The 22,632-nt window shown below is 59.4% G+C and carries 18 protein-coding genes and 1 pseudogene; 13 read left to right on the top strand and 6 right to left on the bottom strand.

Annotated features, from left to right (window positions below; genetic code table 11):
* Positions 1-347: 347 nt before the first annotated feature.
* Positions 348-1,823, top strand: a complete 1,476-nt coding sequence (locus RHM58_RS15710; protein WP_201201311.1) for an inorganic phosphate transporter — start codon at positions 348-350, stop codon at positions 1,821-1,823.
* 268 nt (positions 1,824-2,091) lie between these two features.
* On the opposite strand, the gene ccoM is transcribed toward RHM58_RS15710, so the two are convergent.
* Positions 2,092-2,205, bottom strand: coding sequence for a cytochrome c oxidase subunit CcoM (gene ccoM / locus RHM58_RS15705; RefSeq protein ID WP_054046898.1), 114 nt, complete (start codon positions 2,203-2,205; stop codon positions 2,092-2,094).
* A gap of 143 nt (positions 2,206-2,348) precedes the next feature.
* Positions 2,349-2,591, bottom strand: coding sequence for a hypothetical protein (locus RHM58_RS15700; RefSeq protein ID WP_201255552.1), 243 nt, complete (start codon positions 2,589-2,591; stop codon positions 2,349-2,351).
* An 89-nt stretch (positions 2,592-2,680) separates the two neighbouring features.
* Between RHM58_RS15700 and RHM58_RS15695 the strand changes: the two genes are divergently transcribed.
* The 3 genes from RHM58_RS15695 to RHM58_RS15685 all read left to right on the top strand — a co-directional run bounded on the left by RHM58_RS15695 (position 2,681) and on the right by RHM58_RS15685 (position 5,299).
* A complete protein-coding gene (locus RHM58_RS15695; RefSeq protein WP_322270716.1) occupies positions 2,681-3,553 on the top strand; it encodes a LysR substrate-binding domain-containing protein in 873 nt (290 codons plus the stop codon).
* 88 nt (positions 3,554-3,641) lie between these two features.
* Positions 3,642-4,112, top strand: coding sequence for a RidA family protein (locus RHM58_RS15690; protein ID WP_201255530.1), 471 nt, complete (start codon positions 3,642-3,644; stop codon positions 4,110-4,112).
* A complete protein-coding gene (locus RHM58_RS15685; protein ID WP_322270715.1) occupies positions 4,109-5,299 on the top strand; it encodes an aminotransferase class V-fold PLP-dependent enzyme in 1,191 nt (396 codons plus the stop codon). Before RHM58_RS15690 ends, RHM58_RS15685 begins: the two co-directional genes overlap by 4 nt.
* Before the next feature lie 46 nt (positions 5,300-5,345).
* On the opposite strand, the gene RHM58_RS15680 is transcribed toward RHM58_RS15685, so the two are convergent.
* The gene (locus RHM58_RS15680; RefSeq protein WP_201201309.1) at positions 5,346-5,687 is read right to left on the bottom strand and encodes an aspartate-semialdehyde dehydrogenase; all 342 of its coding nucleotides are present in this window, start codon (positions 5,685-5,687) and stop codon (positions 5,346-5,348) included.
* Positions 5,688-5,927: 240 nt separating this feature from the next.
* On the opposite strand from RHM58_RS15680, the pseudogene rapA reads away from it, so the two are divergent.
* Positions 5,928-8,773: pseudogene (gene rapA / locus RHM58_RS15675) on the top strand (RNA polymerase-associated protein RapA).
* Positions 8,774-8,947: 174 nt separating this feature from the next.
* Here the strand turns inward: rapA and RHM58_RS15670 are convergent.
* Complete coding sequence (locus tag RHM58_RS15670; RefSeq protein WP_322270714.1) at positions 8,948-10,297, bottom strand: spinster family MFS transporter; 1,350 nt, start codon at positions 10,295-10,297, stop codon at positions 8,948-8,950.
* Positions 10,298-10,665: 368 nt separating this feature from the next.
* Between RHM58_RS15670 and RHM58_RS15665 the strand changes: the two genes are divergently transcribed.
* Positions 10,666-11,019: a YkgJ family cysteine cluster protein gene (locus RHM58_RS15665; protein WP_201255534.1), complete on the top strand. Its 354-nt coding sequence runs from the start codon at positions 10,666-10,668 to the stop codon at positions 11,017-11,019.
* Between the two features lie 147 nt (positions 11,020-11,166).
* Complete coding sequence (locus RHM58_RS15660) at positions 11,167-13,449, top strand: putative bifunctional diguanylate cyclase/phosphodiesterase (protein WP_322270713.1); 2,283 nt, start codon at positions 11,167-11,169, stop codon at positions 13,447-13,449.
* Here the strand turns inward: RHM58_RS15660 and RHM58_RS15655 are convergent.
* Positions 13,340-14,236, bottom strand: coding sequence for an NAD(P)-dependent oxidoreductase (locus RHM58_RS15655; protein WP_201201303.1), 897 nt, complete (start codon positions 14,234-14,236; stop codon positions 13,340-13,342). The genes RHM58_RS15660 and RHM58_RS15655 overlap by 110 nt on opposite strands.
* A 194-nt stretch (positions 14,237-14,430) precedes the next feature.
* On the opposite strand from RHM58_RS15655, the gene RHM58_RS15650 reads away from it, so the two are divergent.
* A complete protein-coding gene (locus RHM58_RS15650; protein WP_201201302.1) occupies positions 14,431-16,632 on the top strand; it encodes a hypothetical protein in 2,202 nt (733 codons plus the stop codon).
* Between the two features lie 307 nt (positions 16,633-16,939).
* On the opposite strand, the gene RHM58_RS15645 is transcribed toward RHM58_RS15650, so the two are convergent.
* Positions 16,940-17,245 (bottom strand): DUF2288 domain-containing protein, encoded by a 306-nt coding sequence (locus tag RHM58_RS15645; protein ID WP_201201301.1) that lies wholly within the window; start codon positions 17,243-17,245, stop codon positions 16,940-16,942.
* Positions 17,246-17,594: 349 nt separating this feature from the next.
* Between RHM58_RS15645 and RHM58_RS15640 the strand changes: the two genes are divergently transcribed.
* The 5 genes from RHM58_RS15640 to RHM58_RS15620 all read left to right on the top strand — a co-directional run bounded on the left by RHM58_RS15640 (position 17,595) and on the right by RHM58_RS15620 (position 22,608).
* The gene (locus tag RHM58_RS15640; protein WP_201195380.1) at positions 17,595-18,722 is read left to right on the top strand and encodes a branched-chain amino acid ABC transporter substrate-binding protein; all 1,128 of its coding nucleotides are present in this window, start codon (positions 17,595-17,597) and stop codon (positions 18,720-18,722) included.
* A 231-nt stretch (positions 18,723-18,953) separates the two neighbouring features.
* Positions 18,954-19,877, top strand: coding sequence for a high-affinity branched-chain amino acid ABC transporter permease LivH (gene livH / locus RHM58_RS15635; protein WP_322270712.1), 924 nt, complete (start codon positions 18,954-18,956; stop codon positions 19,875-19,877).
* Positions 19,874-21,130, top strand: a complete 1,257-nt coding sequence (locus tag RHM58_RS15630; RefSeq protein ID WP_201201296.1) for a high-affinity branched-chain amino acid ABC transporter permease LivM — start codon at positions 19,874-19,876, stop codon at positions 21,128-21,130. The genes livH and RHM58_RS15630 overlap by 4 nt, the downstream gene beginning before the upstream one ends.
* The gene (livG, locus tag RHM58_RS15625; RefSeq protein WP_201201295.1) at positions 21,127-21,894 is read left to right on the top strand and encodes a high-affinity branched-chain amino acid ABC transporter ATP-binding protein LivG; all 768 of its coding nucleotides are present in this window, start codon (positions 21,127-21,129) and stop codon (positions 21,892-21,894) included. The genes RHM58_RS15630 and livG overlap by 4 nt, the downstream gene beginning before the upstream one ends.
* Positions 21,895-22,608 carry an ABC transporter ATP-binding protein gene (locus RHM58_RS15620; RefSeq protein WP_322270711.1) on the top strand — a complete coding sequence of 238 codons (714 nt, stop codon included), beginning with the start codon at positions 21,895-21,897 and terminating at the stop codon, positions 22,606-22,608.
* Positions 22,609-22,632: the final 24 nt, after the last annotated feature.

Below are 22,632 nucleotides of genomic sequence, written 5' to 3'. Positions count from 1 at the left end.
GCGTCTGCTCCCGCTAAAAGCGCGGTGTATCGACCATGCCTTTCGCGCCCGCTACAAGCGGGCGGCGGCCACCTCACCCACCGGATGAGGCAAATGGCGCATGTCCGACCCTCTTCTCAGATATTTCATACAAGCGGTTTAGCCTCTCGCGCCCTCGAGAGAAACCCTTGTGGCTGCTAGCTTTTCAAAGAAAATCAAAGAGTTGCAAACCCCAGTAAAAAGCTGGGGCTTTGGGCTTCGCTACAAACTAATTCGTTGAAGAATGTTACCGACGAGCAGCTAGTGCATCGATTTCCAGTCTTTTCTGGCATAATCGCGCCCCCTTACGACCGGGTCAGAAAACCTTCATGATCGATTTATTCAGCGGACTAGATGCTTGGGTGCTTGTGAGCCTCTTGCTCGCCCTGGCCTTTGTCCTCGCCTTCGAGTTCATCAACGGCTTTCATGACACTGCCAACGCGGTGGCCACTGTTATCTACACCAAAGCCATGCCGCCTCATCTGGCGGTGTTCTTTTCCGGTGTGTTCAACTTTCTCGGCGTGCTGCTGGGCGGTGTGGGCGTGGCGTATGCCATCGTTCACTTGCTGCCGGTAGAGCTGCTGATCAATGTGAACACCGGACACGGACTGGCCATGGTGTTCTCGTTGCTTGCCGCCGCCATCACCTGGAACCTGGGCACCTGGTACTTCGGTATCCCTGCCTCCAGCTCCCACACCCTGATCGGTTCGATCCTCGGTGTCGGCCTGGCCAACGCGTTGATCAACGACATTCCGTTGGCCGATGGCGTGAACTGGCAGAAGGCGATCGATATCGGCGCGTCCCTGGTGTTCTCGCCAATAGCCGGCTTCATCGTTGCCGCGCTGGTGTTGATCGGCCTTAAATGGTGGCGCCCGCTGTCGAAGATGCACAAGACGCCGGACCAGCGTCGCAAGCTCGACGACAAGAAGCACCCACCGTTCTGGAACCGTCTGGTACTGGTGATCTCGGCCATGGCCGTGAGCTTCGTGCACGGTTCCAACGATGGCCAGAAAGGTATCGGCCTGATCATGCTGGTGTTGATCGGTATCGTGCCGGCGCAGTTCGTACTCGACCTGAGCAGCACCACTTACCAGATCGAACGTACCCGCGATGCGACCCTGCACTTGAGCCAGTTCTACAAGCGCAATGCCGACACCCTGGGTGAATTCCTGGCGCTGGGCAAAAGCGTGGAAGGCGACTTGCCGGAGAAATTCCGTTGCAACCCGCAACAGACCGAACCGACCATCAGCGCCCTGCTCGACACCCTCAAGGGTGTAGCCGACTACCATTCGCTGCCGTCGGAAAGCCGCATCGAAGTGCGTCGCTACCTGCTCTGCCTGGATGACACAGCACGCAAAGTCGCCAAGCTCCCAGGCCTGCAAGCCCGTGAAAAGGCTGACCTGGACAAACTGCGCAAAGACCTGACCACCACCACTGAATACGCCCCGTTCTGGGTGATTCTGGCGGTTGCCCTGGCCCTGGGCCTGGGCACCATGGTTGGCTGGAAACGCGTGGTACTGACCATCGGCGAGAAGATCGGCAAGCAAGGCATGACCTACGCACAAGGCATGTCGGCACAAATCACCACCGCCGGCATGATCGGCCTGGCCAACATCTTCAGCCTGCCGGTGTCCACCACCCACGTCCTGTCCTCGGGCGTGGCCGGCACCATGATCGCCAACAAAAGCGGCCTGCAAGGTGGCACCGTCAAAACCATCCTGCTGGCCTGGATCCTGACCCTGCCAGCCACTGTAGCCCTGTCGGCCGGCCTGTTCTGGCTGGCGTCGAAGGCGCTGGGTAGCTGATACATCGCTGCAACGAAAAAGGCGCGTTCCGTGAGGTTCGCGCCTTTTTCATACCTGCTGCTTTCTTCCAAACACTGTAGATCCCTGTGGGAGCGGGCTTGCTCGCGAAAGTGGTGTATCAGTCGAATTCAATATCGCCTGGCACACCGCCTTCGCGAGCAAGCCCGCTTCCACAGGAGTTCGGTGTACTGCCCGTTAAATCGTGGACAAAAAAAGGGCAACCGAAGTTGCCCAAAATGCCTTGCGTGCTCATTGCGTCCGGAAAGACCTACGGTTTGCGCTTATGGGAATCCTTCCAGATGAAATATCCAAACCCTGCAAAAAACAGAACCATGAGGCCGACTGTCAGCACTCCGGCGATCACCACGTTATCGAAAAACATGACTGGCCTCCTGCACTTGCCCTGTTGCGATGGGGCTAAGTTAACCAATCGGGCAGGAGAGAAAATTGACCGGGATCAATGCCGCCCGAGACTGGGCGTAAAGGAGGGAAATAACTGACCTGCATCAATCGATGCAGGGGGTTTCAACGCTTTTTCGGTTTGTTTTTCGGCTTTTTCTTCGCTTTACCCAACGGCATGGCCTGCTCGAACGCCTGGCGGACTTCGTTCAGGCGCTTATCGTTGAGGTCATGAACCCGCTTGGCGCGTTCGGCATTAAGGTCGATCAGTTTGTCGTCTTGGCTCATGGTGTTCAGTGCATCGCTGGAAAGGAAGTTCAGTCGGGATTGCGCCAATAATGCGGTCTGGCGCCCGCGCTGACCAGTCACCTGCGCAACGAGGGCTTAACAAAATATGTGCTCAAGGCGATGTTTCACCGCACAATCGGTGCTTTGCGATGGACCCAAAGGACCCGACTGTGGAATTGCACCAGGACCTGCCGCCCTTGATGGCCCTGCGCGCCTTCGAGGCCGTGGCCCGCCATTTGAGTTTCATCAAGGCTGCCGATGAGCTGTCGGTGACCCAAAGTGCAATCAGCCATCAGGTGCAGAAACTCGAGCAATTCCTCAACCAGCGACTGTTTATTCGCCGCACCCGGGCCATCGATCTGACACCGGCCGGCGAAAGCTATTACCGCAAGATTCAACCTGCGCTGGAATCCATCGCCTCGGCCACCCGTGAACTACGCGGTAATGAACAACAGGAAGCCACCCTACGCATCGGCCTGCTCGCTTCGTTCGCCACCCTGTGGCTGGCACCGCGACTGGCCGGTTTTAACGCGCGCTATCCCCAGATTCATGTGGAACTGCTGCCCTCGGTGCAATTGGCCGACGTCAGCGGCGGCGAAGTAGACCTCGCGATCCGCTACGGCAAGGGCGGCTGGCCCAAGGTCCAGGCCCGGCGATTCATGCTGGAAACGCTCACCCCAGTGTGCAGCCCAGCGTTCAAGGCGCAAGGCGTCGACAAAGGCCCGTTGCTCATGGCCAAGTCCTACCAGCCGTTCGAGTGGACAGACTGGAGCGCCCGTAACGCCGTCGACCTCAGCCATTACCCCAGCGTGATGCTCCACGACTACAACATCGTCGTCGAAGCCGCCGTGGCCGGCCAAGGCATCGCCATGGGCCGCCAACACTTGATCGAACGCCGGCTCAAGGAAGGCGCGCTGGTAGAAGCCTTCGATACCCCGCCATTCCTTGGCGAGATCGGCTATTGGCTGGTCACCCCGGATCGCCCGCCCAGCCATGCGGCCGAATGCTTCGCCCAATGGTTGAATGAAATCGTCGACACATGAACCAAATGAATACGTCGGATTAAATCTATGCGTTTGTCGCGCGGCCGCGACGCCAACATGCTGAGCCCTTCATTCAGGAGGATTCACCATGACCGATTCACTCGCCCAACGCGTCCAGCAACTCGGCCTGAAGCTGCCAACCCCAAGCCAGCCGATCGCCAACTACGTCAACCATGTGGTCAGTCAGAACCAGCTCTACATTTCGGGGCAGATTCCGATGCTCGACGGCAAACCAGCCTTCGTCGGACGACTCGGCGACGCAATCTCCGAAGAAGAAGGTGCCAACGCCGCTGAACTGGCGGCATTGGGCTTACTCGCGCAACTGAGCGATGCATTGGGCGATGACCTCTCAAAACTGGTGCGAATCATCCGTCTCGGCGTATTTATCGCCAGCTCCGCAGAATTCCAGCGCCAGGGCGCGGTGGCCAACGGCGCGTCGAACCTGCTGGTCAATGCTCTCGGCGAGAAAGGGCGGCATGTACGTACGGCTGTTGGTGTTTCCAGCCTGCCGGGCGGTGTAGCCGTGGAAATCGACGCGATTTTCGAGCTCAAACCATGAACCGTGCCGAAGTGGAGCGTTTGCGGGCGGCCACTCCGGGTTGCGCCCGCGTGATTCACTTCAACCATGCGGGCGCCTCGCTGCCAAGCCAGGCGACCCTCGACGCGATCCGCGAGCAATTGCAACGCGAAGCCCTCGGCGGTCCGATGGAGGCCGCCGATCAAAGCATCCAGGCCCGCGCCCGAACGGCGGCGGCGACCCTGCTGAACACCGTGCCCGAAACCATCGCCTTCGCCAGCAGCGGCTCGGCGGCCTGGGGCATGGCGTTCAACGCGCTTGGACCTTGGCAAACCGGCGACCGGATTCTGGTCGGCCGCCACGAATGGGGCGGCAATCTGGCGTGCATCGCCCGGGCTGTCAGCGCTGGCGCGCAACTGGAGATAATCCCCTGCGACGAAACGGGCGCGGTGTCCGTAAGTGCCCTGGTGCAAATGATCGACCCAAAAGTGAAGTTGATCGCCCTGACGTGGCTGCCCGCCAACGGTGGCCTGATCAATCCCGCCGAGGCGATTGGCGTGGTGGCGCAACAACACGGCATCGCTTATTTCATCGACGCCGGCCAGGCGCTAGGGCAATTGCCCTGTGATGTCCAGGCGCTGAACTGCGATGTGCTCAAGGGCGCCGGGCGCAAATTCCTCCGAGGGCCTCGAGGAACGGCACTGCTTTACATAAGGCCGGGATTTGTGGAGCGGCTAAAACCGACTCAACTCGATGTGTTTTCAGCCCCGTGGGACGGTGAAGGCTTTGCCCTGCGCAACGATGCCCGGCGCTTTGAAAGCAGCGAAGTGTCTGTGGCCTTGCTGGCCGGGTTGGCGAATGCGCTGGAAGAATGCAACGGTTGGGGCGTTTCAAACATCCGTCAGCGGATCGATTCGCTCAGTCGGCGCTTGCGCGAACAGCTCATAACGATCCCCGGCCTGACACTGCACAACCTCGGCCTGGCCGATCATCAATCCGGGCTGATCGCGTTCACGCTCAAGGGTTGGGACAGCGTCGAGCTCAAGCAACGGTTGGCACAGCATGGGATCAACATCGGCGCCAATGGTGTGGCCTATACACCGTTGGATATGCAGGCCAGAAGACTCGAGAGCATTGCGCGGATTGCAGTGAGTTATTTGAACACCGAGGAGGAGATTGATGTGTTGTTGGGGAATCTGGGGGAAATGGCCAGAGACGACGGCGTCTGAAAAGATCGCAGCCTTCGGTAGCTCCTACGGGGGGCGAAGTCAGATCTTAGATCTGGATATCGACCCAAAGCCCTTGGCGCGGCTGATCGTCTATCAACGGTGCGACCGGCACAGTGTTGTCGGCATTGAGTTCGTCACCGGGAATCGCCAGGTGTTCTTCCGGGTCCTCATCGGCCTCGCGACGGCGGCGATCTTGCTCCTGCTTTCGGCGCTGTTCTTCGCGCAGTTGCAGGGCGGCCTCTTCCGGGTCGCGTTTTTGCATGTCGATCGTGCTGTCGCTGGAGCTTTCCTGCACAGGCACTACCGGCGGAATGTCCGGGCGCTGGCGGATCGGGTCCTGCTGTGAGGTGATCGGCACGGCACTCAAGGGCAGCATCGGTTGCAGCATAATTATTAGTCTCCTGTCTTCAGGCTGTCGGCTGCGCAGGTTGCGACTTGAGCCATCGGTCGCAAAGTTGTGAACCAGCACACGTGCGGGCCGCTATGTTTTATCCGACAGCACAGAACTCAAGCGTTCCCCAAGATCAAAAGATCGCAGCCTTCGGCAGCTCCTACATGAGTAATCCTTTGGCCCTGAAGGCTCATTCCGTTAAGATAGCCCGCTTTTTCAAGGTGGGAGTCAGGCAGCATGGCGCAGCAGTATCAACCGGGGCAACGCTGGATTAGTGACAGCGAAGCCGAGCTGGGTTTGGGCACCGTTCTGGCACAGGACGGCCGCTTGTTGACCGTGCTCTATCCGGCCACTGGCGACACTCGTCAGTACGCGCTACGGAATGCGCCCCTCACACGTGTGCGGTTTTCGCCGGGTGACTCGATCACTCACTTCGAAGGCTGGAAACTGACCGTACAGGAAGTCGACGACGTCGATGGCCTGCTGGTCTACCACGGCCTCAACGCGCAGAACGAAGCGGTCACCCTGCCGGAAACCCAACTGTCGAACTTCATTCAGTTCCGTCTGGCCAGCGATCGTCTGTTCGCCGGGCAGATCGACCCGTTGGCCTGGTTCTCCCTGCGTTATCACACGCTGGAACACACCAGCCGTCAGTTGCAGTCTGCCCTCTGGGGCCTGGGCGGCGTGCGTGCGCAGCCAATCGCGCACCAATTGCACATCGCCCGTGAAGTCGCCGACCGTATCGCGCCTCGGGTTCTGCTGGCGGACGAAGTAGGCCTGGGTAAAACCATCGAAGCCGGCCTGGTCATCCATCGCCAACTGCTCTCGGGTCGCGCCAACCGCGTGTTGATCCTGGTTCCTGAGAACCTGCAACACCAGTGGCTGGTCGAGATGCGCCGCCGCTTCAACCTGCAAGTCGCGCTGTTCGACGAAGAACGCTTTATCGAAAGCGATGCCGCCAACCCGTTCGAAGACACCCAGCTCGCGCTGGTTGCACTGGAATGGCTGGTGGACGACGAGAAGGCCCAGGACGCGCTGTTCGCCGCCGGTTGGGACTTGCTGGTCGTCGACGAAGCCCACCACTTGGTGTGGCACGAAGAAAAGGCCAGCCCGGAATACTCGCTGGTTGAACAACTGGCAGAAGTCATTCCTGGTGTGCTGCTGCTGACCGCGACCCCGGAACAACTGGGCCAGGACAGCCACTTCGCGCGTCTGCGCCTGCTCGACCCGAACCGTTTTCATGACCTGCACGCCTTCCGCGCCGAGAGCGAAAACTATCGCCCGGTGGCCGAAGCCGTTCAGGAGCTGCTGGACAAAGGGCGCCTGTCGCCTGAAGCGCACAAGACTATTCACGGTTTCCTCGGCAACGAAGGCGAAGCGCTGCTGACCGCGGTCAACGATGGCGACGCCGAAGCCAGCGCCCGTCTGGTGCGCGAGTTGCTCGATCGCCACGGCACCGGCCGCGTGCTGTTCCGTAACACCCGCGCCGCCGTGCAGGGTTTCCCGGAGCGCAAACTGCACCCGTACCCGCTGCCGTGCCCGGACGAATACCTCGAACTGCCGCTGGGCGATCACGCCGAGCTGTACCCGGAAGTCAGCTTCCAGGCCCAGCCGGATGCCAACGAAGAAGAACGCTGGTGGAAATTCGACCCACGCGTCGAGTGGCTGATCGATCAGCTGAAAATGCTCAAGCGCACCAAAGTGCTGGTTATTTGCGCCCACGCCGAAACCGCCATGGACCTGGAAGACGCCCTGCGCGTACGTTCCGGCATTCCGGCCACGGTCTTCCACGAAGGCATGAACATCCTCGAGCGTGACCGCGCCGCCGCCTACTTCGCGGATGAAGAGTTCGGCGCGCAAGTGCTGATCTGCTCGGAAATCGGCAGTGAAGGTCGCAACTTCCAGTTCTCGCACCACTTGGTGCTGTTCGATCTGCCAGCGCACCCGGACCTGCTCGAGCAGCGTATCGGTCGTCTGGACCGGATCGGCCAGAAACACATCATCGAGCTGCACGTGCCGTATCTGGAAACCAGCCCGCAAGAGCGGCTGTTCCAGTGGTACCACGAAGCGCTGAACGCGTTCCTCAACACTTGTCCGACCGGCAACGCCTTGCAGCATCAGTTCGGCCCGCGCCTGCTGCCGCTGCTGGAAAACGCCGACGATGGCGAGTGGCAAGCCCTGATCGACGAGGCCCGCGGCGAGCGTGAGCGTCTGGAAGCCGAATTGCACACCGGTCGCGACCGCTTGCTGGAACTCAACTCCGGCGGTTCGGGCGAAGGCGATCAGTTGGTCGAGGACATCCTTGAGCAAGACGATCAGTTCGCCCTGCCGATCTATATGGAAACCCTGTTCGACGCGTTCGGCATCGACAGCGAAGACCATTCGGAAAATGCGTGATCCTCAAGCCGAGCGAAAAAATGCTCGACGCCAGCTTCCCGCTGGGCGACGACGAAGGCGTGACCATCACCTACGACCGCAACCAGGCGCTGTCTCGCGAAGACATGCAGTTCATCACCTGGGAACACCCGATGGTCCAGGGTGGTATGGACCTGGTGTTGTCCGGTTCGATGGGCAACACCGCCGTAGCGCTGATCAAGAACAAGGCGCTGAAACCTGGCACCGTGTTGCTGGAACTGCTCTACGTCAGCGAAGTGGTTGCCCCGCGCTCCTTGCAACTGGGCCGTTACCTGCCGCCGGCCGCCCTGCGCTGCCTGCTCGATGCCAATGGCAACGACCTGTCGGGCCGGGTGTCGTTCGAAACCCTGAACGATCAACTGGAAAGCGTGCCGCGCGCCAGCGCCAACAAGTTCGTCCAGGCTCAGCGCGATCAACTGACGCCACGGATCAACGCCGGCGAAGAGAAGATCGCCCCGCGTCACGCCGAGCGTGTGGCTGAGGCGCAACGTCGCCTGGCTGCCGACACTGACGAAGAACTGGCACGCCTGACCGCGTTGCAAGCGGTCAACCCGACCGTACGCGATAGCGAACTGGTTGCCCTGCGCAATCAGCGCGAGCAAGGCCTGGCCATGCTCGACAAGGCTGCGCTGCGACTGGAAGCAATTCGGGTGTTGGTAGCGGGTTAATCGCCCTCTCCTACTCCGTAGAAACAAAAAAAGGCCCGCAGTGATGCGGGCCTTTTTTTGTCTGCCGGAATGATGGGGTGTGGCTGATGGCCTGATCGCGAGCAAGCTCGCACCCACAGGGGATCTGTGGCGTTCACAAATCCAATGTGGGAGCGAGCTTGCTCGCGATGGCGGTTACGCAGTCACCGCAGCACCTTCAGGCTCAACGACAGCCACCAACCCGTCCTTCATCCGCTTTGCATCACGCACAAAACACCGCGACGCCATAAATAGAAACACCATGGTGAAAAACAGCGCCACCGGGATCAAGTACATCGCGTCATGCAGACCGATAGCCTTGAACGCTTCGGTCATCTGCTCGGCACCCTCCGTCAGCATCGCCGAATGCGCAAAGTGATCGGATAACCCACCGACCACCACCGGCCCCAATCCACCGCCCAACAAATACAACCCGGCAAAGAACATCGCCATGGCCGTTGCCCGCAGGCGCGGTTCGACCACGTCCTGAATCGCCGTATAAACGCAGGTGTAGAAGTTGTAGGCAAACAGCCAGCCCAGACTGAACACCGCGACAAACACCCCGATTTCAATGCGCCCGGCATGCAGCGCCCACGCGGTGCACACCGTCGAGATGATCAAACTGAACGCGGCAAACAACAGTCGCCCATTGGCCACACGCTGGTGAATCTTGTCGGCGATCCAGCCGCCCAGGGTCAAGCCGAACAGCCCGGTCACGCCGACGATCACCCCGGTCGCCACCGCCGCTTCCTGCAACGGCATCAGGAAATAGCGCTGCAGCATCGGCACCAGGAACGAGTTGCAGGCATAGGTCGCGAAGTTGAAGCACAGCCCTGCCAGCACCAGCCAGAGGAACGTCGGCACGGCCAGTACGCGACGGATCGGCCGGTCCACACGTTCCTGGGACACTTGCACGCTTTCCGCTGCGCCGCGTTTCGGTTCTTTAATGAAGAACATGAAGATCGCCAGGATCAACCCCGGCACCGCCGCGATAAAGAACGGTGCGCGCCAGCTATCGAAAGCCTTGACCATCGCGCCGATGGTGAAGAACGCCAACAGCAGGCCCAGCGGCAGCCCGAGCATGAAAATCCCCATGGCTCGCGCCCGACGGTGGGCCGGGAACAGGTCGCCAATCAGCGAGTTGGCCGCTGGCGCGTAACTGGCTTCACCGATGCCGATGCCCATGCGCACCAGCAGGAAGCCCCAGAAACTGCCGACCAGGCCATTGACCGCCGTCAACCCGCTCCACACCGCGAGGCCCCAGCCCATTAACTTGCTGCGCGAACCGGTATCGGCCATTCGCCCCAGCGGCAGACCGGCAATCGCGTAGACGATGGTGAACGCGGTGCCGATGATCCCAAGCTGAAAGTCGCTGAGGTGCCATTCCTTACGGATGGGCTCAATAATGATGGCGGGGATGGTGCGGTCGAAGAAGTTGAACAGGTTGGCCAGGAACAGCAGGAACAGAATGCGCCAGGCATTCGCCGCTTGGGTCGAGTTCTGCATGGGGTCCGTCTCTTTTATTGTTATGAAGGCTTCGCTGCCCCCGGAATCTGCAATCTAGTCAGGCTCGCGCGGCATGTCTGTGATCATTCGCCAGCCTGATATCAGTCCATCGAATCCCAGCCAGACATAAATCCTGTAGGAGCGAAGCTTGCTCGCGAAAGCGGTCGTTCAGTCGATATCTTCGTTGGGAGACAGACCGCTTTCGCGAGCAAGCTTCGCTCCTACAGATCTTATGAAATCTCAAGCCTGGCGCCGACAAAACGTGTGAAAAATATACCTCTGCACCCCCTTCCAAACCCCAAGGCGAAGCCTAGAATAGCGGCCTTGTCTGCCCCACCGTTGCCCCCATCCCTCTTTGACTATCGCCCATGTCCGAAGCCAGTCCGTGTCTGAATTGCGGTGCCTGCTGTTCTCATTTTCGCGTGTCTTTTTTCTGGGGTGAATGCACCTCGGCCGGGGGTACGGTGCCCGACGATCTGGTCGCGCCGATCAGCCCCAGCAGGGTCGCCATGCTCGGCACCGACTGCAAACCCACCCGCTGCGTCGGGTTGGTCGGCGAGGTCGGCAGTACCGTGCAGTGCTCGATTTACGATCAGCGTTCCAGCACTTGCCGGGAGTTCGATGCGTCCTGGGCCAATGGCGAAGCGAACGTGGATTGCGATGCGGCGCGGGCTGCATTCGGCCTGCCGGCGCTGCAACCCGAGTTCGAAATAGCGGTATGAACTGAGTGCTTGAGGCTTAGCGCCAATCGCTATCGACCCCATGCCAAAATCATTAGAGTCACCGTGCCATCACGCCTTGCGCTCTGCCGATGACCTCTATACTCCAGAGCATTCGCCAGCGCTCATGGCGCAGAGACGGGGCATGCTATGGAGTGGCTTGGTTTGCAGTTCGTTACCGAGCTGCCGCAGAACGGGCAGGTCATCCTCAACTGTACGTACAACCCCTTTCTGGTGCTGTTGGCCTACGTAGTGGCCTGTGCGGCCGGTTTCGCCACACTGGACATGACCGAACGGGTCGGCCACGTGGAAAAGTCCGGTTCCCAGCGGCTCTGGCGCTGGGTCGGTGCCGGGTGCCTGGCGGGCGGGATCTGGGCCATGCATTTCATCAGCATGCTGGCGTTCCAGGCGCCGATCGAGATTCACTACCAACTGCCCATCACCCTGCTCTCGCTGTTATTCGCCCTGACCGCATCGTGGCTGGCCATGCACACGCTCAGTCATCCTGACCTCAATTTCTGGCAATACCTGCGCGCCGCGATCTGGATCGGATTGGGCATCGCAACGATGCACTATGTGGGGATGGCCGCCATGCGTTCGGTGGCGACGGCTTATTACCACCCAGCCCTGTTTGCGCTTTCCATCGTGATCGCGATTGGCGCCAGCCTCGCCGCACTGTTGATTTCCAGTCGCCTGCGCGATGGCAACGGCACGTTTCATCAACTGCTCAAATTCACCGCCAGCCTGGTGCTTGGCGCCGGTATCGTCAGCATGCATTTCACCGGCATGGCGGCGTTAAGTCTGACGCTGCCCGTCAACAGCCTGCCAACGCTACCCACTGAAAACAGCCATCTGCAACTGGGGCTGACGGTGGCGATCATGACCCTGCTGATCATCGGCAGCTGCATCAGCGCGGCATTGGCCGACAAGAAACTGCAAAACAAGGAACACGACCTGCGCCGGGTCAACGCCCTGCTCAGCCAACTGGACCAGGCGCGCATGTCGCTGCAACAGGTGGCGCACTACGACGCCCTGACCAACCTGATCAACCGCCGTGGTTTCAATCAGATCTTTGCCGAGAAGCTGATCGAGAAAACCAACGAGGGCGGCATGCTCGCGGTGATGTTCCTCGACATCGACCACTTCAAGCGCATCAACGACGCCCTGTCCCACGCGGTCGGCGACGAGTTGCTCAAAGTGCTGGCCGGGCACATCAAGGGTTCGGTCCGCAGCCACGACGATGTGGTGGCGCGTTTCGGCGGCGACGAGTTCTGCATCCTCATCGGCCTGCACGACCGCGAAGAAGCCCGGCACATGGCCCAGCGCATCATGCTGAAAATGAAGGACCCCATCGAGCTGTCGGGACGGCGCATGGTCATGACCACCAGCATCGGCATCAGCCTGTTCCCCGAAGACGGCACGACCTGCGAGGACCTGCTGAAAAACGCCGACCTGGCGCTGTATCAATCCAAGGGCGGCGGTCGCAATAGCCTGCACTTCTTCAGCTCGAACCTCAGAACCCGGGCCACCATGGAGCTGCAACTGGAAGAAGAACTGCGCCACGCACTGCGCGAAGACGCCGGGCTGATGCTGTATTACCAACCGATCTACGACCTGAAAACCGGCCAGGTCACCAAGCTTGAAGCACTGATTCGCTGGCAACACCCGACTCACGGTTTGCTCACGCCGGACCGGTTCATCGCCATTGCCGAAGCCAACGGATTGATCGCAGAGCTGGACAACTGGGTGCTGCGCAAGGCCTGTGAAGACTTGGGCGAATTGTCCCGCCACGGCTGTGAAGAGTTGAAAATTGCAGTGAACTGCTCACCGATTAACCTGGCACGCGAAGAACTGGCTGACGAAATCGAGCACGTCCTGCGCGTAACCGGAGTGGAGCCCCAGCGCCTGGAGCTGGAAGTCACGGAAAACGCGCTGATGGGCAATATCGCCAATACCCTGGTGCTGCTGCGGCAGATTCGCGCCCTCGGCGTGTCGCTGTCGATCGACGATTTCGGCACCGGCTACTCTTCCCTGGCTTACCTCAAGCGCCTGCCGCTGAACACGCTGAAGATTGATCGCTCATTCATCCAGGACATCCCCAAGGCGTCCCAGGACATGGAAATCGTCCAGGCAATCATCGTCATGGCGCATACCCTGCATTTGCAGGTGGTCACCGAAGGCGTCGAGACCTTCGAGCAATACGAATTTCTTGAACGCCACGGCTGCGATTTCGTCCAGGGTTACCTGCTCAGCCGTCCGGTGCCGCTGGAGGAATTACGCCCGGTGCTGGACGAAATCAACCAGCGCAAGCACACGCACACGGTCAATCCGCTGAGTCTGGCTCGCGGTATAGCTGCACTAACGTTGACGGATCCTTTTCCAAAAAGCCCTGGCCCCCATGCAGGCGCATCAGTTGTGCGGCCAATCCGCTGATCGGCGTGGCCGAACCTTGTTCGCGCGAGAATTTCACTGCGGTGTCCAGATCCTTGAGCAGCGTGCGCACGTGCCATTTCACCGGTTCGAAACGGCTCTCGGCCATTTGCGGGGCGAGGATCTGCAAGGGTTTTGAATCAGCGAAACCGCCGGCCAGCGCTTCGGCGATCAGACTGGCGTCAACGCCGGAACGTTCGGCCAACGCCACGACTTCGGCAATCACCAGCGCATTGCAGGCGACGATCATCTGATTGCAGGCCTTGGTCACCTGGCCGGCACCGATGGCGCCCATGTGCGTCACGCGTTTTCCCAGACTCAGCAGCACCGGCCGCACCCGCTCAAGATCCGTCGCTGCGCCACCGACCATGATCGCCAGGCTGCCCGCCTCGGCACCGACTACTCCGCCCGACACTGGCGCATCCAGCCAACCCATGCCGGTTTTTCTGGCAAGTTCTGTCGCCATTTCCCGCGTGGCGGTGGGCTCAAGGCTGGAAAAATCCACCAGCAACTGGCCGTTTTTCCCACGCTCGGCAACGCCTGTCGGGCCGAACACCACCTCACGCACCACCGCCGTGTCCGCCAGGCACAGCATCACCACATCCGCGTGTTCGCACAGCTCAGCGGGCGTCGCGACCTGCCGTGCACCAGCCTCGACCAGCGGCGCGCACTTGTCCGGATTGCGGTTCCACACCGTCAGCGGATAGCCCACCGCCAGCAGACGCCGGCACATTGGCAAGCCCATCAAGCCGATCCCGGCGAACCCCAGTGAAGGTAACGCTGCCATCATTTAGCCTCCTTTTGATTAAAGATCGCCGAATACTGGCCGATTCATCATGACTCAGGAAAGGATTCCCCCGAGCGATACGCAGGCTTTGGCCCTGTCGCCTGGGCAATACACGCGCAACAAGACGCGAGATCCCATTCCGTGAGGTTCGATGACAGCGTGTCGTCGAGTCAACCAGTCCAGGTACATGGCGCACAATGACTTCTAAAAACAATCCGGCCACTGCGGTATCCGATCTGACTCTGAGCCCAGCGGCGAACAGCCCATCGCCGTCGCCGTCGAAGCCATTGATTCCGTCGCGCCCATTGGCGACCCAGCAGTACCTGTACTTCACCGAAACCAATACCGACCGCATCCTCGACAACCTCGACGGCCTGCGCGACATGGTGTTCCCGCGCCCACCACATCTGGAAGGCGACGGCGAACAGCACAGCGAACAGGAATTCCCGTCGGTGTGCCTGATTGGCCTCGGTCGCTGCGGTTCGAACATCGCGCTGGACGTTGCCGAACTGGTGTACAACGCGCGCAAGTTCTACCTCAACGAATTCAACAACGAAGACCGTCTTTCGCCGGACAAACGCTACGCCGAAAAAGGCTACGGCCCGGCCCAATGGATTCGCAACAATTTGCGCCTGGGGTCGAACAAGGCCACCAAACCGGTGTTCCTGGTCGAACCGCTGGTAATGCTTGGCGACCTGGACAAAGACATCGCCGGGCGTATCCGTTTTTCGCGCAAAGGCGAAAAAAGCGGCTTCCTGCGCGACTACAGCAAAATGAAGATCATGGACTTGTCGGAAGTCCACGCCGGCGGCGCCGGTAACGCGCCGATCCTCGGCCAGTACTTGGCCAAGATCATCCTGAACAAGGACACCCAGCGCTTCTCCAGCCCCGACTGGAAGATGATTCACTCGTACCTGATCGACAGCTGCGGGATCAAGGCCAACCAGTCGCGCCTGTATTTCTCGATCTTCAGCGCTGGCGGCGGTACCGGTTCTGGCATGGCCTCGGAATTCGGCCTGGCCCAGCAGCACTCGTACATGAACAAGACGTTCGACACCAAGCCAATGGACGAGCACGACAGCAAAAGCGGCCACGCTTTCGTTTTCGAGCCGATCTTCACCAGTGGCATCTGTGTGCTGCCGAATATCTCCGACCACCGCAGCGAAATGTCCGAGGCGCTGCACATCAACGCCGGTCGCCTGCTGTGCAAATACCTGTCGGAAGAATGGGACTTCTCGTACAACTTCGACAATGAAGACAGCAGCGAAGCCAGCGTCATGGGCCGTATCCGCCCATGGAACGCGATGATGCTGATCTCCAACGACATCATGCGTTACGCCGAAGAGAGCGATGACGGCAACATCCAGAACATTGATGTCAATGCGATGGAAAAGCACGCCAACCAATACATCTCGCAACAGATCTTCAACATTCTGACGGCGCAGGCGGTCACGACTGACTACGACCAGAACTATTTCCGTCGTGCCGGCATCGACATCGGCGAAACCATTCGCCTGGACGCCAACGACCTGTTCATGAGCCTGGCCGGCCCGGTGGCGATTGCCTACGCCGAATCCGTGGTGCCGGAAACCCCACCGCCAAGCAGCGACAAGTTCAAGGTGTTCGACAAAGAGCCGCAGCGCCTGAACATCGACGACCTGTTCTTCCGCTCCATCGACCTGCCGCACTTCAACAAGGTCACCCAGGCCATCGAAGGCATCAGCCTGTTGCCGATCGAGTCCAAGCGCTATCGCGCCTCGCTTGAGCAGTACAAGAATTCCGGTTACGACGCGGCCGCGTTGCACGACCTACATTTCTTCAAGAATTGCTCGTCGGTGGTGTCGATCGTTTCGTTGCCGAAAGACTACAAACTGTCCTACATGGACCTGAACCGGTTGAAGACGCATCTCAACAGCCTGTTCCCGAACACCACGCTCAAGCGTTATGCGCTGGTGATCGGTGCCTCGGCCAACCTGTCGCTGACCACCCTGATCGCCAAGAGCCCGTGCCTGTCGGACGATTTCCTGACGTTGATCGTGGCCTTCATCAAGCGCTGCTTCGCGAAAAACCCGTACCGCTTCGACGAGACACTGGACAACTCGATCCTGGACTTCATCATCCATGAAGACTTCGACGAAGACCGGATCGACGACCTGCTCAACGAATTCGAAAACCCGGCGAAGATCCTCGACACCAACTGGTACGCGATCAAGCCGATGTACGAGAAGAAGTACCGCGAGCTGATCAACGACAAAGACAAGTTCGTCTCGATCAATGACATTCGCTTGTCGCGCGATTGCGTGAAGAAGGCTATCAAGTACCTGCGTGAGATTTACCGTCACCGGATTGGCAAGACCAAGGTTATTTCCCTTAATAACCACACGGGTAAAACCGCTTAGTCAGTGATGGGCCCTTCGCGAGCAAGCCCGCTCCCACATTCGACCGCGTTCCTTCAGGAAAAACGCGGTCACCTGTGGGAGCGGGCTTGCTCGCGGAAGCGGCTTTAAATTCGCCACATCTTTCACTTTTTACTCACACTCAGAAACAATTAAGCAGCCCTCAGGCTGCTCATAAAACTGTTCCCGTTACGTGCACGTCACCCTCGCCAAGACCCTTCTGTGGCCTTTCTCTACGGCAACATGCCATCACGCTACTCGCCTACACACTTTTGCCCGGCCAAGTAGCGCACTTAATTGGTGCAAGCCTTCAGTTCGTCGCCCTTTCCTGGATCAGAATCCACGGCGAAACCACTACCGCCCACAACTGAGGGTCGCGCTCGAAAAGATCCAGCGCCCGCGTTTCAGAGAGCTTGGCGAGGGTGTCGGCGGCCAGCCAGGCAGCCACTTTCTCGCCTTCATCCGTGGCCACGGCTTCGGCGGCAGCGATCAAATCCAGGCTTGGGTCGACCCACAATAGGGCACCCTTGGCAAAGAACGGTTCCAGTTCCTTCCAGGTAATAGATGCGGTCTCACCAAGCAGCTTGGCATAGAGGGTGCTAGGTTCTTGAGTCATGGGTCCTGTCCGGAAAAGAAATCGGCGTGAATGATAACGTCGGTGGTCTGGCAGAAAAACCCGGATGCAATTGAGTTACCGAATGAAATTCGCAGGAACGCCAAGGAATGCTGATGAATCAAGCGATTAGCCAGCTAACATCCCGCCGCAATTCTGTCTTTTTCTTTCAAAATAGCGACACCCTCAGGTTTTGCCCCCGGCGCTGCCTTCCCAGGCTAACAATCGGCGCTCTACACTGTACCGGTACAGTTGCCGGGGGCATTTTCCGGAGGATATCCAAGATATCTGACCCGGTTCTGCTGCTACGGCGCCAGGACTATAAAAACTACAACAGTAAGAGTGGAGCACTATGACTAAGGCTACTAAGCAGATTTCCAAACTGTTTGCCGCTATGGTTCTGGCCGGGGTTGCCAGCCATTCGTTCGCAGCTGACACCATCAAGATCGGTATCGCCGGCCCTAAAACCGGCCCGGTAGCCCAATACGGCGATATGCAGTTCAGTGGCGCCAAAATGGCCATCGAACAAATCAACGCCAAGGGCGGTGTCGACGGCAAGAAGCTCGAAGCCGTTGAATACGACGATGCCTGTGATCCGAAACAAGCGGTTGCTGTAGCGAACAAAGTCGTCAACGACGGCGTCAAGTTCGTGGTCGGTCACCTGTGCTCCAGCTCCACTCAACCCGCGTCCGACATTTACGAAGACGAAGGCGTGGTCATGATCACCCCGGCTGCCACCAGCCCGGACATCACCGCCCGTGGTTACAAAATGATCTTCCGTACGATCGGTCTGGACAGCGCCCAGGGCCCTGCCGCCGGTAACTACATCGCGGATCACGTCAAACCGAAAATCGTTGCTGTTCTGCACGACAAACAGCAATACGGTGAAGGCATCGCGACTGCCGTCAAGAAAACCCTCGAAAGCAAAGGCGTGAAAGTTGCCGTGTTCGAAGGCATCAACGCCGGCGACAAAGACTTCTCCTCGATCATCTCCAAGCTCAAGCAAGCCAACGTCGACTTCGTCTACTACGGCGGCTACCACCCGGAGCTGGGTCTGATCCTGCGTCAATCCCAGGAAAAAGGCCTGAAAGCCAAGTTCATGGGTCCGGAAGGCGTGGGTAACGACTCCATTTCGCAGATCGCCAAGGACGCTTCCGAAGGCCTGCTGGTGACCCTGCCGAAATCCTTCGACCAGGATCCGGCCAACGTCGCCCTGGCTGACGCGTTCAAAGCCAAGAAAGAAGATCCGAGCGGTCCGTTCGTGTTCCCTTCCTACTCGGCTGTTGAAGTCATCGCCGGTGGTATCACTGCCGCCAAGAGCGAAGACCCTGCAAAAGTGGCTGCAGCCATCCACGCAGGTTCCTTCAAGACCCCGACTGGCGACCTGAGCTTCGACGCCAAGGGCGACCTGAAAGACTTCAAGTTCGTGGTTTACGAGTGGCACTTCGGCAAACCTAAAACCGAAGTTTCGCCTCAGTAAGGCGTAGCCGACTGACTGCCAATAAAGCCCACGGCGTGCCGTGGGCTTTGTTTTACGAACGTATTGGGCCGCGCTGGCGTGATCCGCCAGTCTCCCCACCTGAAAATCTCAAAACCGTCATCAGCGGTTCGCTGGCAAACCTCGAATTCGAAGTGGATGCAGATCCACGGGGCTCGAGCGGGAAAATGACTCCACCAGTGAAATGCGTATCAGGTTTTTAGGAGCGCAGTAATGCCTGACATCTATCACTTCTTCCAGCAGCTGGTTAACGGCCTGACCGTTGGCAGCACATATGCCCTGATCGCCATCGGCTATACGATGGTTTACGGCATCATTGGAATGAGCAACTTCGCCCACGGCGAGGTGTACATGATTGGCTCCTACGTGGCGTTCATCGCCATCGCGGGCCTGTCCATGATGGGACTCGACAGTGTTCCGCTGTTGATGACCGCCGCCTTCATCGCAACCATCGTTGTTACCAGTGCCTACGGTTACAGCATCGAACGGATCGCCTACCGCCCTCTTCGCGGCAGCAACCGTCTGATCCCGCTGATTTCCGCCATCGGCATGTCGATCTTCCTGCAGAACACGGTTCTGCTGGCGCAAGACTCCAAGGACAAATCCATCCCCAACCTGATCCCCGGCAACTTATCCATCGGGCCAGGTGGCGCACATGAAGTGCTGATTTCCTACATGCAAATCGTGGTGTTCGTGGTGACCCTGGTCGCCATGCTCGGCTTGACGCTGTTCATCTCCCGCTCTCGCCTGGGTCGCGCCTGCCGCGCCTGTGCCGAAGACATCAAGATGGCCAACCTGCTGGGTATCAACACCAACAACATCATCGCCCTGACCTTCGTCATCGGTGCTGCGCTGGCGGCCATTGCGGCCGTGCTGCTGAGCATGCAATACGGCGTGATCAACCCCAACGCCGGTTTCCTCGTCGGCCTCAAGGCCTTCACCGCCGCAGTACTGGGCGGTATCGGCAGCATCCCCGGAGCCATGCTCGGCGGGCTGGTGCTCGGGGTGGCGGAAGCCTTCGGTGCCGATATCTTCGGCGACCAATACAAGGACGTCGTGGCGTTCGGTCTATTGGTTCTGGTGTTGTTGTTCCGGCCTACCGGCCTGCTGGGCCGTCCGGAGGTTGAAAAAGTATGACTAGGAATCTTAAACAGGCGTTGTTCAGCGCCTTGCTGGTGTGGGCTGTTGCCTATCCGGTACTCGGTCTGAAGCTGACCATCGTCGGCATCAACCTCGAAGTTCATGGCACCAGCAACGCCACGCTGATCACCATCGCCGTCTGTTCGGTGCTGATGTTCCTGCGGGTAATGTTCGACCAGAAGATCAGCGCGACGTGGAAATCCTCGCCAAGCATGCCGGTGATGCCGGCCAAGGTCAGCACCTTCCTGACTCTGCCGACCACCCAGCGCTGGATCATCATTGCGCTGATCATCGGTGCACTGGTGTGGCCGTTCTTCGGCTCCCGTGGCGCGGTGGACATCGCGACGCTGGTATTGATCTACGTAATGCTCGGCCTCGGCTTGAACATCGTGGTCGGCCTGGCCGGCCTGCTCGACCTCGGTTACGTCGGTTTCTATGCCGTCGGCGCCTACAGCTATGCGCTGCTGTCGCACTACTACGGTCTGAGCTTCTGGATCTGCCTGCCCATCGCCGGGATGATGGCGGCCACCTTCGGCTTCCTGCTCGGCTTCCCGGTCTTGCGCCTTCGTGGTGACTACCTGGCGATCGTGACCCTGGGCTTCGGTGAAATCATCCGTCTGTTCCTGCGTAACCTGACCGACATTACCGGTGGCCCGAACGGCATCAGTAACATTCCCAAGCCAACGCTTTTCGGACTGACCTTCGATAAAACTGCTGCCGAGGGCCTGCAGACGTTCCACGAATACTTCGGTCTGACCTACAACCCGGTCAACAAGGTGATCTTCCTTTACCTGATTGCGGTGGTGCTGTCGTTGTTCGCACTGTTCGTCATCAACCGCTTGCTGCGCATGCCGCTGGGTCGTGCCTGGGAAGCGCTGCGTGAAGACGAAATCGCCTGCCGTGCGCTGGGTCTGAACCCGACCATGATCAAGCTTTCGGCGTTTACCCTGGGTGCCTGCTTCGCCGGTTTTGCCGGCAGCTTCTTCGCCGCGCGCCAAGGGTTGGTGACACCGGAGTCCTTCACCTTCATCGAGTCGGCGACCATCCTCGCCATCGTGGTGCTGGGCGGCATGGGCTCGCAACTGGGCGTCGTACTCGCCGCTACAGTGATGATCCTGTTGCCGGAAATGATGCGTGAATTCAGTGAATACCGCATGTTGATGTTCGGCGCCTTGATGGTGCTGATGATGATCTGGCGTCCTCAGGGTCTGCTGCCCATGCAACGTCCTCACATGGAGCTGCGAAAATGAGCCGCGAGATCCTCAAAGTCGACAATCTGAGCATGCGCTTCGGCGGTTTGCTCGCGGTTAACGGCGTGGCCCTGACCGTGATGGAAAAACAGGTCGTGGCGCTGATCGGCCCTAACGGCGCCGGCAAGACCACCGTGTTCAACTGCCTGACCGGTTTCTACAAGCCAAGTGGCGGCAGCATCCTGCTCGACGGCCAGGCCATCGAAGGCCTGCCCGGCCACGAGATCGCCCGCAAAGGCGTAGTGCGGACCTTCCAGAACGTGCGGTTGTTCAAGGACATGACCGCGGTCGAGAACCTCTTGATCGCCCAGCACCGTCACTTGAATACCAACTTCCTGGCCGGTCTGTTCAAGACTCCGGCGTTCCGCAAAAGCGAACGCGAAGCCATGGAGTTCGCCGAGTACTGGCTGGACAAGGTCAACCTCAAGGCCTTCGCCAACCGTCCGGCCGGCACCCTGGCCTACGGTCAGCAACGTCGCCTGGAAATCGCTCGCTGCATGATGACCCGCCCGCGGATCCTCATGCTCGACGAACCGGCCGCCGGCCTGAACCCGAAGGAAACCGAAGACCTCAAGGCGCTGATCAGCGTGCTCCGCGAAGAGCACGACGTGACCGTGCTGTTGATCGAACACGACATGAAGCTGGTCATGAGCATTTCCGACCACATCGTCGTGATCAACCAGGGCACGCCCCTGGCCAACGGCACGCCGGAACAGATCCGCGACAATCCTGAAGTGATCAAAGCCTACCTGGGGGAAGCGTAAATGCTGCAATTCGAAAACGTTTCCACCTTCTACGGCAAGATCCAGGCCCTGCACAGCGTCAACGTGGAGATCCGCCAAGGCGAAATCGTCACCCTGATCGGCGCCAACGGCGCGGGTAAATCCACCCTGCTGATGACGCTGTGCGGTTCGCCGCAAGCCCACAGCGGTAGCATCAAGTACATGGGTGAAGAGCTCGTGGGGCAAACCTCGGCGCAGATCATGCGCAAGAGCATTGCCGTGGTGCCGGAAGGTCGTCGGGTGTTTGCCCGCCTGACCGTGGAAGAAAACCTCGCCATGGGCGGCTTCTTCACCGACAAGGGCGATTATCAGGAACAGATGGACAAGGTTCTCGGACTTTTCCCACGCCTGAAAGAGCGCTTTGCCCAACGCGGCGGCACCATGTCCGGCGGCGAACAGCAAATGCTCGCCATCGGCCGTGCGCTGATGAGCAAGCCCAAGCTACTACTGCTCGACGAGCCTTCGCTGGGTCTGGCGCCGATCATCATCCAGCAGATCTTCGACATCATCGAACAACTGCGCAAGGACGGTGTGACGGTGTTCCTGGTGGAGCAGAACGCCAACCAGGCGCTGAAAATTGCTGACCGCGCGTACGTTCTGGAGAACGGCCGGGTGGTGATGCAAGGCACTGGTGAAGCGCTGCTGACTGATCCGAAAGTGCGCGAGGCGTATCTGGGGGTTGAGTCATTTCGCTAAACAAAAAACGGCCTTCGGGCCGTT

The sequence above is a fragment of the Pseudomonas sp. 10S4 genome, from assembly GCF_034344865.1.
Taxonomy (GTDB): domain Bacteria; phylum Pseudomonadota; class Gammaproteobacteria; order Pseudomonadales; family Pseudomonadaceae; genus Aquipseudomonas.
The sequence above is the reverse complement of the archived record's forward strand: the minus strand, read 5'-3'. Positions and strand labels throughout refer to the sequence as shown.